This window comes from Hyphomicrobium sp. LHD-15 (assembly GCF_031157355.1).
Lineage (GTDB): Bacteria > Pseudomonadota > Alphaproteobacteria > Rhizobiales > Hyphomicrobiaceae > Hyphomicrobium_C.
Window position 1 is genome coordinate 602,175 of record NZ_JAVIFT010000001.1, and the last position, 13,720, is coordinate 615,894.

Here is a 13,720-nt window from a genome sequence, read left to right on the forward strand (position 1 = left end):
TTTATCCGAAGTTTTCTTATGCGTTTGTCTGTTGGGCTCACTTGCCGTCGCGGGGATGGGTGCGCAGGCGCAGCGGGTCGTAGAACGGCATCTTCACGACAACGGCCGGGAGCTCACCCTTGTCGTGGATGACAACCTCGGTTCCGAGCTTGGTGAAGGCGGGCTCGATCTGAGCCATCGCGAGCGACTTCATCAGATGCTTCGAGTAGGTCGTGCTGGTGACGACGCCGACCTGCTTACCGTTGACGGTGATCTTCGATAGCGGCTCGATGGCGCGGTCGCTTTCGACCTCGAGACCCGTAATGAAGGAGCGCTCCTTGCCCTTCGAAGCTTCAACGGCCTTCTTGCCGATGAAGTCCGGCTTGGTGAGGTCGATGGTCCAATCCGCTCTGACCTCCCAGGGTGTCGTGTCGCCGTGGGTCATGTCGAACGGGAAGAACAGCAGGCCACCTTCGACGCGAACGATATCGAGAGACGCCCACGAAACGGGAATCACGCCCTTTTCCTTGCCGACCTCAAGGATCTTGTCCCAAATAAAGTGCGCGTCAGCCGCCGAGCAGAACACCTCATAGCCGCGCTCGGCCGAGTAGCCGCCACGAGCAAGGTTCACGGACTTGCCGAACAGCGTGGTCTTCTGATGCTGGAAATACGGAAGCGCGGCGAGGTTCATCGGCGTGTGCGGCGCCAGCACCTCAAGGGCGACGGGGCCCTGCAGCGACAGGATATGCACGTCGTTGTCGCGCTTGACGGAGACGTTGAATTTCGAGACGACCGCGGGCAGCGCCTCTTCGAGCGCACCGCCGCCGTGCGAGAGGCGGAACTCATTCGGGCCGTCGACGTAGACCAGTACGTCATCGATCAGCGCGCCGGCCTCGTTGACGATGTTCGAGATGTGCGAGTCGCCGACCTTGGCCTTGGAGACATCGGAGGTCAGCAGGTAGTTGAGAAACTTGAGCGCGTCCGGACCTGAGACGTTGAGGATCTTCAGCGCAGTCACCTCGATGAGGCCGGCCTTGTAGCGGATCGCTGCGACCTCGTCATAGGGATCGGTCTTGTAGTTCTGCGGGATCGGCATGTCGTTCCACGACGTCGCGGTCATGTCGGCGCCAAGCGCGATGTGGCGATCGTTGAGAACCGACTGCCTGGTATCCTTGCTGATGGTCATTGATGGTCACTCCCGACTGAGGATGATGCTGAGGTTCGTTTTGGTGGATTTGGTCAGGGCACGCGGCCCGCGCTTCAGTCCGGCCCGCCGCCGAGGGAAGTCGGCGCGCCGTCGTCGTATTTCGACAACCAATCGATGGTCGTCTGGCGATAGCGGGTGAGACCCTTGTAGTCGGCAATCTCGTCCGGCAGCGTGCGCAGCACGCGCGGCAACCTGCGGCCCCACTTCGGAACCGTCGCAAGTTCGCGCATCTTGATCATGTAGCAGCGGATCGAGAACAGGATCGCGTTCGAGCGCGGCAGCCGCCAGAGCGCCTGCAGCTCGACTCGGAGATGGACCTTGTCACCGACGTTCTCCGGCGTCACGGTCGTGCGATCGATGCCCCACTTATGATAGTTCTCGGGGCTGGTATCGAGACGCGAGTTGATCGTCATCGTCCAGTTCAAGCGGCGCACGGGGCGCCCGTGCTGCATGTTGAGAAGAAACTTCAGCGCGCGATCGAAGACGCCGGCCTGATGGGCCAACGGCACCGGAGCGTGCCACTCGAAGAAGTTCATGCCGACGTCAAAATCGAGCGACCAATCGGCTTGCGTGGTGATAATGCCGGCATCCATCCAGAGCTGGCCGTCCCGCTGGTCTTGGATCGAGAAATCGCCCTGGCACTGGCGCCCGATGTATTCCATCGGCTGATAGGGAAGCGTCGCCACGTCGCCGAACGTAAACTTATGGTCGATACCAAGCGGGCGGTTGATCCAGTGCCACTGGTTGCCGTCGCGCGTGAGCGAGAAATGCTCCGGGTAATCCCGCGCCATGGAGGTCATTAGCAGTTCGAGCATATCCCACTGCGCCGTGATCATGTGCGGCAGTGCCTGGCAACGGCCGGGATCGGCGTCGAGCACGAGCGCGCGGTCGCGCATCTCGGAGACGTAGTGCTCGTCGATATCGATTGGGAACTCGTAGACCGAACCCTTCGGGCCCAGCTCGTGCGGCTCGATGTTCACCGAGTACATGTATTTGTCTTCGACGAACGGGAACGGAAAGCGACGGATCGCTGCCGGGCTGTTCGAGAACGTGAAGTCGTCCCGGAACGTCTCATTTTTGAATGCCAAGACCATGTCGGTACTCCCGGTATCGTGTCGGTGAAGGGGTGTCTCAGAGATCAAGCGTGATGGCGTCGCCCGAAATGCGCGACATGCAGATCATGATCTTCTTGCCGGAGGCCTTCTCGGCGTCGGACAAATAGTGATCGTTGTGCTCGATGAAGCCGTCGCACGCGGCGACGCTGGTCTCGCACTGTCCGCACGCCCCGCCGCGGCACAGGAACGGCGCGTCGATGCCGTTCTGCTCCAGCGCTTCGAGAATGCTCTGGTGGCCGCCGACCCTGACCTCACGCTTCGACTTCGTGAGCTTGACGACAAATGGCTTGCCGATCGGAGGCGCGTTGAACTGCTCGGAGTGGATGTTCTCGTCCGGCCAGCCGGCGAGCGTCGCGGTGCGGAGCGCCCAATCGATCATCGGCTTCGGACCGCAGACATACATGTGAGAACCGAGCGGCTGGTTGGCGAGCACGCGCTCAAGCGGAATCAGCTGGCCTTGGTCCTGCAGATAGACGTGGATGCGCTTGCCGTAACGGGCTTCGAGAAGCTTGCAGAACGCGCCATCTCCCAGAGAGCGGACGCCGTAATGCAGCTCGAAATCCGCGCCGAGCGCTTCGAGCTCACCCATCATCGACATGAACGGCGTGATGCCGATGCCGCCGGCAACGAGGATATGCTTGCGGGCAATCTTGGCGGGCGGAAACAGATTGAGCGGCTCGCTGATCTCGAGCTCGGTGCCGACCTCCACGCGCTCGTGCATGAACTCGGAGCCGCCGCGCGAGCCTTCCACCTTGAGAACGCTGATCTGATAGCTCGACGTGTCGCTCGGGCTGCCCATCAAGGAATAGGGATTGCGGATCAGCCGGTCTGGGGCCTTCATGCAGACCGTCACATGCGAGCCACCGGAGAATTCGGACAGCGGCTGGCTGTCGGCGCTGACCAACCGGAATCTCTTGATGCGGCTTGCGACAGGCTCGACTTCGGCCACGCGCACGGTGCGTAGGAACGATGCGGTCATTGAAACTCCACCTTCAGTTCGGGGCTCTCGTCGGGGGTTTCGGCGTTGATGCAGACCCCTTGGAAGGCCGCGAGACGCTTGGAGTAGTGATCCCGGACCAACAGCAGCAGGCCGCACTGCGCGCACTTGACCGGATTGGTGGTGACGTTCTCGGTCATGCCCTTGCAATGAACACACTGGACGCGGCGCTTGAGCGAACCCCGATGCTCAGTCCGAACCGACAGCGGATCGATGAAGTTCTCGGCGCCTGCTTGCACGACCGAGCCGATCAGCGGCTCGCTTCCGGCCGCGTAGAGGCGCAATCCCATGGTGGCGGAAGCCAGAATTTCCTTGAGGCGATCGATGGCCGGCACCAGACCTGCCGTCGTCTCGACCGTGGCAGGCTTCAGGCGCTCGACGATGCTCTCGCTTTCCTTCCCGAACAGACCTTCGGAAGACAGGACGACGCTGGTTCGACCGGCGAACTCACCGTCGGCCCGCGCGAGCAACTCGACGACGGCCTCGGCTCCCGCAGCGTCACAAACAACGACGTTGCGGCGGGCGTTCGGATCGGGGCTGAGGCCCGGATAGATCGGCCTGCTCTTGATCGTGCTCACGCGTAGCCACTCCTTCCCAGTGCGAACCCAACGACAGTCTCGGTCTTTGAAATCTCGGTGGGCCGCAGCGGCGGAGGAACCGCCGCGGCCCATCCGTCACTCAGCTATCCCGGCAGACGGAAAACCTGGTCTGCAACGAGGACGACAACCAAACCGGCAACCAAAGTGACGTAGGGAAGAATGCCGGCTTTGCGCTGATTGAGATCGGCCTGCGAAAGCCCGAGGTCGCTCAGCATATGTTCGGGGAATACGCCCTTGTCCTGGACGTAGTGGCGGTACCAGAACACCGGCACGATCAGGAACGCAGTCGCGAGACCGGCCCAGAGCGCGATCGGGTTCCACACCTTCGCGCCCGCGCCCATGAAGACGGCGTTGACGTAGGCGAGGATGGTGCCCGCCGCCAAAACCCAGGTCGGAGCGCGCCACGGACGCTCGACATGCGCGTTGTCGATGCGGTGGATCCAACCCGAATTGAGGTTCAGGAAGTTGAAGATGATGTAGCCACAGTTCGAAACGGCGAGGATGAAGAAGAAGCTCGTCGCGTCGGCGCAAGCGATGGCGAGGATCGCCAGGTTGACTACGAGGTCGGTCCACATGGCGGCGGTCGGCGCGCCGTGCTCGTTGACGTGGCTCAGGTAACGCGGGAGCCAGCCGTCACGCGAGCCCTGATAGAGCGTGCGCGACGAACCCGCCATCGCCGTCATCAGGCAGAGCATGAGCGCAAGGATCATCATCATCACGAGCAGGCTCGTGACCCAGCCGCCGTGTCCGACCATCTGGCCCATGGCTTCGGCAACGCCGGAGCCGTCGACGATGGAGGGCGCCAGCATGCCGTCAAGACCCAACACGCCCTGGAAGGTGAAGGGAACGAGCGTGAAGAGCACGAGGCAAAGCAGGCCGGAGTAGAAGATCGCCTTGAAGGTATCGGTGCCGGGATCGCGGAACTCGCGGGTGTAGCAGATCGCCGTCTCGAAGCCGTAAGTCGACCACGCCGCGATGAACATCGCGCCGAGGATGAGCGTCCAGCCCGGGATGTCCCACTCGCCCATAGCCGGTGCGTAGGCCGCAGCCAACGGTTGGACGGGCGTGTAGTTGGACCAGTCGATCTGGCCAGTGATGATCGGAACGATGCCGACGATGAACATCGGAATGATCACGGCAAGGCCGATGAACTTCTGGACGCTGGCAGTTCCGAGAATGCCGCGGTGCTGGATCGCGAAGGTGATCAGCATCAGCACGGCGCCGATGAAGAAAGCCGCGTTGAAGGAGAACGAGACCGGACCGAGGGTGCCGTGGAACAGCGACCAGTTGCGGATCGAGGGCGTGAGAGCGGCAACGCCGTCAGCCGAGAGAAGTGCAGCCACGGCATCGACCGCGGTCTTGCCCTGGTTCGCGGCGAGCCATTCGACCACGCGCGGAGAATCCTGAGCGATCGACGAGGCATGGGCACTGACCCAGGCCAACACTTGCGGTGCGTCGGCGGGTGGGATCGGCGCGAGGGCGTTGAGGATGTAGGCGGCTGCAATGGAGCAACCGAGCGACAGAACCGGTGTCCAGGCGAACCAGTTGCACCAGACGGAGAGCGGGGCGATCAACTTCGAGTATCTGACCCAGGCGGCCGCGCCATAAACGGAAGCGCCGCCGGACTTGTTCGGGAAGAGGCCTGCGATTTCAGCGTACGTGAACGATTGGATCAGGCCCATGATCATCGAGACGGTCCAAACGAGAAAGGCGACCTTTCCCGCCACGCCGGCGATGCCTCCAATCGAAAACAACACAAGGGCCGGAACACCACTGGCGACCCAGAATGCTCCCTTCCAATCGATCGCCCTTACAAGTTGGGTGGATGAGCCGTCGAGCCCCCCATCCGCAGTCAGCGTCCCCTGTCCCGTTACCATTGTGCGTCTCTCCCACTTATTTTCATGTTGTCAGTGCACGTCTCGTTCTCCGGTGTGCTTTGCCAATTCCTCCGTTGGCCGCCGAAATCCCATCGGGCGAGGGCCGGAGCTGGCGTCGGGCGCGGTGCTTTGTCTCAACCAGTCGCGTGAGCTTGAAAACCAATCAAAACCAGTTGACACCACTACAGCCCAACGACCGGCATACTATGGATACGTTTTTCTCTCGCAACCCATAAAATTTCATTCTGGAGAAACTTGTTTGTTCTTTGAGCAACTGCACAATCGATAATCCTGCGACATTCTGGCTAGTTAGAGATTTTGCTGCACCTGCAAACCTACTTCGGTTGTTTTTGGTTTGTATTGGTTGCAATTCTGCTGTTCGGTGCTAAGCTTGTTGAAAATTTGGGCAACCGGACATGGAGCCGGAGCGGGCATGCGTCTGGATTCCGAAATAAAAAGCGAAATCAACCCCGAATGGGCGGCCCTCATGGCCAGCGGATTCGGCGGGTTGGCTCGTGGGGAGACGGCCCAAGCGGCCAGTCAATGGCAGCGGGCTTTCGACACGATGTTCCCTGCATCAGAGAGTGATGCGCGACTCGCTGCCGGACACTCGAACGTGGGTGCCGGCCTTCTTCTTCTGGGTCAAAGGCGCGACGCCGATGCGGCCTTCGAGAGAGCTGAGCAGGCCTGGCTCGAGACCATCGCAGCACTCCCGACACTCGATTTCCCGGTCGTTGGCCTCAGCTCGTCTTTTCACTTCAGGCTGGCGTCCCGCAATCTGCCGGCCTTTCAGGAGGCGCGGCGCAAACGATACGCCGAGCTGTGCGAGGCCTGCCTCGCCATCACGCGTTTCCATCGCCTCCTGACGCATGCTCGTTCCCCAGCACCCCGCGTCGTCGAAAGCTCGGCGCGCACTCTGACCGACTTGCTGTCCGAGACGTTTGGACCACGCTGCGTGGACGTGCGTTTGCTCGAATCTCGTTTCGTGGCGACAGTCGACGGAGACATCGGCCTCTCGCTTTATGCCGACAAGGTTTCCGAGTTCGCGAGCCGGCAGGCTGCCCTTTCGGCGCTGCTACCCGAAGCATGCCGCGACCTCGAAACGGCTACGGCGCTCGTCGCACTGATCCTACCCACTCCAAGCCTCGGCACCGGCAATTCGGCTGAGGCTCAGCACATCCCCTTCCCTTCACGCCCTGCGGTTTCGAGCCATGAATGACATGACACAATCCTACTCCCCCGACGTCGCCCCCTGGGTCAACGACGTCACCCGGCATCCACTGGTCACGCCGCAGGCCAAAGAGATCGCGACGCGGATTTTCGCGCGGATCGCTTCGGGCGAATATCCATTCGGAACGCGCATTCCGGCCGAGCGCGAGCTTGCCGCCGAATTCGAGGACACACGGGCCACCATTCGCCAGTCCCTTGAATTTCTCGCGATCTACGAGATCGTTTCGCGCCGAGCCGGCAGCGGCACGTTCGTCAGCTACCGGAAGCCATCGGCAGGCCAGGTCGCGGCACAACCTACCGGAGCCGGGGCCGCGTTCGGCAACATCAACATCAATCAACTCGCGGAAACGGCCTCGCCGTTCGCCATGAACATCGCGGAATCCATCCTGGAGCCGGAGATGGTCCGGCTCGCCACGATCTACATGTCGACGCGCGATCTCGGAGAGCTGGCAAGCCAGCTGGCCTTGCTCGAAACGATCGTGACCGAGTCGGATCGGTTCGCTTCGCTCGAAGAAGAATTCATGATGCAGATCGCGCGCGGCACGCACAATTCCCTCATCGTCGCCATGCACGCGATCCTATACGAGGTTCGCCGCCAGCCGCAGTGGGCGGCGAGCCGCAGACAGATGCTCACCCCATCGAAAATTCGCAGCATCCAACTGCTGCTACGCTCGCTCTACGACGCGCTGCAACGACGCGACGTCGAGACGGCCGTCGAACTCATCAAGCTGCACGTGGCGAGCACGCACGAGGACATGATCTACGAATCTTGAGTGGGACGAGATTTTTCAGGTTGAAGCCGCGAGGTGCTCGCGCTGGTCCCACATCAAATCTAGCGCGCGCATGTGCTTGATCAGGACGGGCCTGTTCGCCGACCACCATGCGGTGATCGAACCGAATTCCTGGATGCGGGCGCGTCCGTCGACGATGGTCACCACTGGCCAATCCCCCACCAGCGCGTTGTCGATGCCGAAAAGCTCCTTGCCCCACCAGGTCGCCTCGCCGAAGGCGTGCTGGCCGATGCCGCCGACTTTCATGAATGCGAGCACCGAAAACGGCTCGAACGTGCGAGCGCGCTGGACTGCCGACTTCCACAGCTCGAGCGTGGATGCGTATTCCCACGACACCGCGCTCCAGGTTCCGGGAAACCGACGGCAGAATTCCTCGTAGAACGTATTCGCGTCCTGGAAGTTGACCCGCGGATCCGACAAACGCGGATCGTCGAAATCCGGGAACTGGAAGACGAAGCCTTCCATGAACTCGGGGCTCGTCCGGCGGATCAGCTCCTGATAGTTGTCGCACGTGCACGACAATAGTTGGCCCTTGAACCCGCGCTTATAGGCTTCGATCGTCAGCTCGTGCACGAACGGCTCGTAGGCCGTGTCCCAACAGAGTATGTCGGGATTGCCTGCCATCAGCTCGTCGACGATGGAGCCGAAATCCGTGGTATCGGGCTCGAACAAGCGCTCGGCTACCAGATTAATGCCAGCCGCCTCGAACGCGGCGCGATAAGTCGCGATCGACGGGAGACCGAACAAATCCTTCTGACCGCACATGGCCGCCGTCTTCAAATGCGGCTTGTTCCGCTTCAGCCACTCGACGCCGGTGACGTTGTAGATCGGATGAACTTCACTCGGCGCAAGCAGCGTCGGGGTGTCCGGTGAAAGATCGCTCGGCAGCAATCCCGCGACCAGCATGCGGTGACTGCTGATGATCTCGCGAACTTCGCGCGTGAGGTCGTTGCCGCCATTCATGAGAATGAGCTTCACGCCATCCTCGAGGATCAGCTTCTTGGCGCCGGCAAAGGCGCGTTCCGGCTGGTACATCGTGTCGTAAGGCACGAGCTCCACCAGGTAGCGGCGACTGCCGACCTTGATGCCGCCCGCCGCATTCACGGCATCGACCCAGATCTGGCATCCATTGAGACCGGGCGCGGACCACGCTTTCAGCGGGCCTGTCAAAGGCGCCAGAAAGCCGATCTTCAAAACCTTGGACGATTCCAGACCGAAACTGCGCAAGGCCACTCCCAGCGCAGACGCAACCGGACTTTTCGCTCTAGCGACCATGTATTGGCTTCACCAGCATTGCCGCATTTGGGCTGTTGCACCGCAGCGGTAGCGTAGAACGCCTTCGCCCGGCTCCCGCCCAGCGCGGAGACGTTTCTTGTCGAACCAGCCAACAGTCATGAATTCCACGTCAAATCATATATTTAAGGCGGGGTTCCGCCTCGAATTGATAAGATCCGGCGCGATGTTCGTCCAGGCCAACTTTCGCATGCTAGCCCCGCCAACTCTGTGTTGGAAGGGTGGTCTCCCGGCCGCCTTGGAACCCCTGTTTCGGGGACACTGCGGGAGAGGGTTCCGTTAAAGGAGACATCCCGAGGCTTAGTTCGCCACCCGCAGAAAGGAAAGAGGCCGCACTGCCGCGCCCTCACCGCACGCAGCGGCTTTTTGGAGGATCGGATTTGAGGATCGGGGGAGCGATGCTGGTCATGGAGCCCGCTCCTTTTCCACGGCTCGACGGTCACATCCAGCTCCACGCCTCCTACATGTCTCATAAGACTTTTTTCCTGCTTCAGTTCGATAGGGACTGTCGCAAGGATGGTTTACAGTTTGCGTCGGTCGTTCACTGAACGGGGTGCTGCCTGCGCGGCACCTGCGAAAGCCAGGAGCCGATCTCGATGAGCAAGACCGTTCTCGAAATCAACGATGGCGGCGATCCGGACCCCGAGGTCCGCGAGTGGGTTGATGCCGTATCATCGGTGATGGCGTTCGATGGCAGCGAGCGCGCGGACTTTCTGCTCGGGCGCGCTGTCGACATGGCGCGGCGACAAGGCGCCCGGCTCCCCTTCGCGCAGAACACCGCCTACATCAACACGATCCCGCCGCATAAAGAGCAACCGCATCCCGGCGATCGCGAGATCGAGAACAGGATCCGTTCGGCCATTCGTTGGAACGCGCTCGCGATGGTCCTGCGCGCCAACAAAGCCTCGAGCGAGCTCGGCGGACACATCGCCAGCTTCCAGTCGGCGGCGACGCTTTACGACACGGGGTTCATGCATTTCTGGCACGCTCCGAGTTCCGATCACGGCGGCGATCTCGTGTTCGTGCAAGGTCACTCGTCGCCGGGGATCTATGCGCGCGCCTTTCTCGAAGGCCGCCTCAGCGAGGACCAGCTCCTGAATTTCCGCCAGGAGACGGACGGGAAGGGACTCTCCTCCTATCCGCATCCCTGGCTGATGCCGGAGTTCTGGCAGTTTCCGACCGTCTCGATGGGCCTCGGGCCGATCATGGCGATCTATCAGGCGCGTTTTCTCAAGTATCTGCATGACCGTGGTCTGGCCGACACCTCCAACCGGCATGTCTGGGTCTTCTGCGGCGATGGCGAAATGGACGAGCCCGAAAGTCTCGGCGCTATTTCGCTCGCAGGGCGCGAGAAGCTCGACAACTTAATCTTCGTCATCAACTGCAACCTGCAGCGGCTCGACGGGCCGGTGCGCGGCAACGGCAAGATCATCCAGGAACTCGAACGCGGCTTTCGCGGTGCGGACTGGAACGTGCTCAAGGTCATCTGGGGTTCGAATTGGGATGCCTTGCTCGCGCGCGACACGACAGGGCGTCTGCGCCAGCTCATGGAAGAATGCAACGACGGGCAGTACCAGGACTTCAAGGCCAAGGACGGCGCCTATATCCGCAAAAACTTTTTCGGTCGCTATCCGGAAACGGCAGCCCTCATCGCCGACTGGCCGGACGAGCAGATCTGGTCGCTGACACGCGGCGGGCACGATCCACGGAAGGTCTATGCGGCCTATGCATCGGCCGTCGCACACAAGAACCAGCCGACCGTCATCCTGGCCAAGACCGTCAAGGGCTACGGCATGGGCGCGGCCGGCGAAGGCCAGATGATCGCGCACCAGCAGAAGAAGATGGGCCTCGATGCGCTCAAGGGCTTTCGCGACCGGTTCAAGGTCACTCTGACGGACGAAGCCTTGGAGACGTTGCCGTTCATTCGCTTCGCGGACGACAGCCCGGAGATCGCCTACCTCAAGCAGCATCGTAGCGCGCTCGGCGGGTCGCTGCCGCAGCGGCGGCGCAAGACGACGTCTCAGCTCGCGGCCCCTCCTCTGTCGCTTTTCGAAGCGCAGCTCAAAGGTTCCGAAGGACGCGACATCTCGACGACGATGGCGTTCGTGCAGATCCTGACCAAGCTGATGCGCGACAAGGGCCTTGGCCGCCACATCGTGCCGATCGTGCCTGACGAAAGCCGGACGTTCGGCATGGAGGGCATGTTCCGCACCTTTGGCATCTACAGCCAAGTGGGGCAGCTCTACCGGCCGGAAGATGCCGACCAGCTCATGTACTACAAGGAGGACAAAAACGGACAGGTGCTCGAAGAGGGCATCAACGAAGCTGGCGCCATGGCGTCCTGGATCGCCGCAGCCACCTCCTATTCGTCCTCCGACGTGCCGATGGTGCCGTTCTTCATCTACTATTCGATGTTCGGCTTCCAGCGTATCGGCGATCTCGCGTGGGCGGCGGGCGACATGCGCTCGCGGGGCTTTCTGATCGGCGGCACGAGCGGGCGCACGACGCTGAACGGAGAAGGCTTGCAGCATCAGGACGGGCACAGCCACATCCTGTCGTCCACGATTCCGAATTGCGTCTCCTACGATCCGGCGTTCGGCTACGAGCTGGCCGTCATCATCCAGCGCGGACTCAAGCGCATGATCGACGAGCAGGAGGACGTGTTCTACTACATCACCAGCCTCAACGAGAACTACCAGCATCCGCCGATGCCGGAAGGATCCGAGGATGGCATCATCCGCGGCATGTATCTGTTCAAGGCGGCTCCGCCCGAGGCGACAGGCCCGCGCGTTCAACTGTTGGGTTGCGGCGCCATCCTCAACGAGGTCATCGCCGGTGCCGAGCTTCTCGAACGGGATTTTGGCGTGGCGGCCGACATCTGGAGCGTGACAAGCTTTACCGAGCTTCGGCGCGAGGCGCTCGAGGTCGAACGCTGGAACATGCTGCATCCGGCAGAGACGCCGAAGATCCCTTATGTCACGCAATGCCTCGCTTCGCGCGGCGATACGCCGGTCGTGGCTTCGACCGACTACGTCAAGCTATTCGCCGAACAGATCAGTCCGTTCGTGCGCGGCCCCTATCAGGTTCTCGGCACCGATGGGTTCGGGCGCTCCGACTACCGGCGCAAGCTCAGGCATCATTTCGAAGTCGACCGCCATTTCGTGGCAGTGGCCGCACTCAAGGGTTTGGCAGACGACAACAAGCTTCCCTCCACCAAAGCCGTCGAAGCCATCGCGAAGTATGGCCTCGACCCCGACAAGAAAGATCCGGCGCGCGCATGAGAAAACGGATCGCGCCGCTCATCGGATCGGAAAACACCTAAAGGGCTCATCTCGACATGTCCGTCATCGACGTGAAGGTTCCCGACATTGGCGACTACAAGAACGTGCCCATCATCGAAGTGCACGTGAAGGCCGGCGATGCGATCAGCCGCGACGACCCGCTGATCACGCTCGAAAGCGACAAGGCCGCGATGGAAGTTCCGGCGCCGGAGGCCGGGAAGATCGCGGAAGTTCTGGTCAAGGTCGGCGACAAGGTCAGCGAGGGCTCGCCGATTGTTCGACTGGCCTCCGACGCCGCGCCCACCTCGCCCGCTCCTGATGCTGCAAGCCAGGCCGGGCCGAAAGCCGCGGCTCCCGCAACGGCGGCGAAAACATCCGATACGGCTGAACCTGCGGCCTGCGGTGCGGAGAGCGGCGGTGTTGCGCAGCGCGTCGCGCTTCCGATCGGATCGGATTTCGGTGGCGTGCATGCGAGCCCGTCCGTGCGCCGCCTCGCCCGCGAACTCGAGATCGATCTCACAAAGCTCACCGGAACCGGCGAGAAGGGCCGCATAACGAAAGAAGACGTCAAGCGTGCACTCGGTGGTGGAGCGGCTGGCGGCAGCGGCATCCCGGAAATCCCAGCACAGGATTTTTCCAAGTTCGGCCCGATCGAGACCAAGCCGCTGACGCGGCTAAAACGGCTCTCCGGGCCACATCTCTCGCGTGCGTGGCTCAACATTCCGCATGTCACTCATACCGACGAAGCCGACATCACGGATCTCGAAAGCTATCGCAAGACGCTTGATGCCTCGGCCAAGGAGAAGGGCTACCGCGTCACGTTGCTTGCTTTCCTGATGAAGGCGTCCGTCGTCGCGCTCAAGGAGTATCCTGATTTCAACGCGTCGCTCTCGCCGGACAAGGGATCGCTGATCTTCAAGCGCTACTATCACCTCGGTATCGCCGTCGATACGCCTGACGGGCTTGTGGTTCCTGTCATCCGCGACGTGGACCGCAAAGGCATCATCGAGTTGTCGCAGGAACTTGGCACCGTCTCCCAGAAAATGCGCGACGGAAAAATCGCGCCCGCCGACATCCAGGGTGGCACGTTCTCGATCTCCAGCCTCGGCGGCATTGGGGGAACGAGCTTCACGCCGATCGTCAATGCGCCGGAAGTGGCGATCCTCGGCGTCGTGCGGGCCGAGATGAAACCCAAATGGAACGGCGAGACGTTCGCGCCCCGCCTCATGCTGCCGCTTTGCGTCAGCTACGATCATCGCGTCATAGACGGGGCGCTCGCGGCGCGCTTCACGCGGCGGCTTGCCGAAATCCTCGAAGACGTGCGGCAGCTCGTTTTGTAAGATCGGCTGGA

General features: G+C 61.7%; 10 protein-coding genes. 4 read left to right on the forward strand and 6 right to left on the reverse strand.

Annotated features, from left to right (window positions below):
• Nucleotides 1-37: 37 nt before the first annotated feature.
• The 5 genes from RCO24_RS02800 to RCO24_RS02820 all read right to left on the reverse strand — a co-directional run bounded on the left by RCO24_RS02800 (nucleotide 38) and on the right by RCO24_RS02820 (nucleotide 5,774).
• Entirely contained in the window at nucleotides 38-1,165 is a 1,128-nt protein-coding gene (locus RCO24_RS02800; protein WP_308959877.1) for an aminomethyltransferase family protein, read from the reverse strand.
• Between the two features lie 74 nt (nucleotides 1,166-1,239).
• Nucleotides 1,240-2,280, reverse strand: coding sequence for a DUF3445 domain-containing protein (locus tag RCO24_RS02805; protein ID WP_308959878.1), 1,041 nt, complete (start codon nucleotides 2,278-2,280; stop codon nucleotides 1,240-1,242).
• Between the two features lie 37 nt (nucleotides 2,281-2,317).
• Nucleotides 2,318-3,280 carry a PDR/VanB family oxidoreductase gene (locus tag RCO24_RS02810; protein WP_308959879.1) on the reverse strand — a complete coding sequence of 321 codons (963 nt, stop codon included), beginning with the start codon at nucleotides 3,278-3,280 and terminating at the stop codon, nucleotides 2,318-2,320.
• Complete coding sequence (locus tag RCO24_RS02815; RefSeq protein ID WP_308959880.1) at nucleotides 3,277-3,876, reverse strand: dimethylamine monooxygenase subunit DmmA family protein; 600 nt, start codon at nucleotides 3,874-3,876, stop codon at nucleotides 3,277-3,279. The genes RCO24_RS02810 and RCO24_RS02815 overlap by 4 nt, the downstream gene beginning before the upstream one ends.
• 104 nt (nucleotides 3,877-3,980) lie before the next feature.
• Entirely contained in the window at nucleotides 3,981-5,774 is a 1,794-nt protein-coding gene (locus RCO24_RS02820; RefSeq protein WP_308959881.1) for an APC family permease, read from the reverse strand.
• A 433-nt stretch (nucleotides 5,775-6,207) separates the two neighbouring features.
• Here RCO24_RS02820 and RCO24_RS02825 point away from each other — a divergent pair, with 433 nt between their 5' ends.
• On the forward strand, nucleotides 6,208-6,993 hold the full coding sequence (locus tag RCO24_RS02825; RefSeq protein WP_308959882.1) for a hypothetical protein: 786 nt from the start codon (nucleotides 6,208-6,210) through the stop codon (nucleotides 6,991-6,993).
• 1 nt (nucleotide 6,994) lies between these two features.
• Nucleotides 6,995-7,777, forward strand: a complete 783-nt coding sequence (locus tag RCO24_RS02830) for a GntR family transcriptional regulator (protein WP_308959883.1) — start codon at nucleotides 6,995-6,997, stop codon at nucleotides 7,775-7,777.
• Nucleotides 7,778-7,792: 15 nt separating this feature from the next.
• On the opposite strand, the gene RCO24_RS02835 is transcribed toward RCO24_RS02830, so the two are convergent.
• A complete protein-coding gene (locus RCO24_RS02835; RefSeq protein WP_308959884.1) occupies nucleotides 7,793-9,070 on the reverse strand; it encodes an ABC transporter substrate-binding protein in 1,278 nt (425 codons plus the stop codon).
• Between the two features lie 614 nt (nucleotides 9,071-9,684).
• Here RCO24_RS02835 and aceE point away from each other — a divergent pair.
• Entirely contained in the window at nucleotides 9,685-12,369 is a 2,685-nt protein-coding gene (gene aceE, locus RCO24_RS02840; protein ID WP_308959885.1) for a pyruvate dehydrogenase (acetyl-transferring), homodimeric type, read from the forward strand.
• A 56-nt stretch (nucleotides 12,370-12,425) separates the two neighbouring features.
• Entirely contained in the window at nucleotides 12,426-13,709 is a 1,284-nt protein-coding gene (locus RCO24_RS02845) for a 2-oxo acid dehydrogenase subunit E2 (protein ID WP_308959886.1), read from the forward strand.
• The last annotated feature ends 11 nt before the right edge of the window (nucleotides 13,710-13,720 follow it).

What these genes read in the sequence shown, in the direction of transcription:
- RCO24_RS02800 (WP_308959877.1), bottom strand. Translation starts at nt 1,165, where the DNA reads ATGACCATCAGCAAGGATACCAGGCAGTCGGTTCTCAACGATCGCCAC.
- RCO24_RS02805 (WP_308959878.1), bottom strand. Translation starts at nt 2,280, where the DNA reads ATGGTCTTGGCATTCAAAAATGAGACGTTCCGGGACGACTTCACGTTC.
- RCO24_RS02810 (WP_308959879.1), bottom strand. Translation starts at nt 3,280, where the DNA reads ATGACCGCATCGTTCCTACGCACCGTGCGCGTGGCCGAAGTCGAGCCT.
- RCO24_RS02820 (WP_308959881.1), bottom strand. Translation starts at nt 5,774, where the DNA reads ATGGTAACGGGACAGGGGACGCTGACTGCGGATGGGGGGCTCGACGGC.
- RCO24_RS02825 (WP_308959882.1), top strand. Translation starts at nt 6,208, where the DNA reads ATGCGTCTGGATTCCGAAATAAAAAGCGAAATCAACCCCGAATGGGCG.
- RCO24_RS02830 (WP_308959883.1), top strand. Translation starts at nt 6,995, where the DNA reads ATGACACAATCCTACTCCCCCGACGTCGCCCCCTGGGTCAACGACGTC.
- RCO24_RS02835 (WP_308959884.1), bottom strand. Translation starts at nt 9,070, where the DNA reads ATGGTCGCTAGAGCGAAAAGTCCGGTTGCGTCTGCGCTGGGAGTGGCC.
- aceE (WP_308959885.1), top strand. Translation starts at nt 9,685, where the DNA reads ATGAGCAAGACCGTTCTCGAAATCAACGATGGCGGCGATCCGGACCCC.
- RCO24_RS02845 (WP_308959886.1), top strand. Translation starts at nt 12,426, where the DNA reads ATGTCCGTCATCGACGTGAAGGTTCCCGACATTGGCGACTACAAGAAC.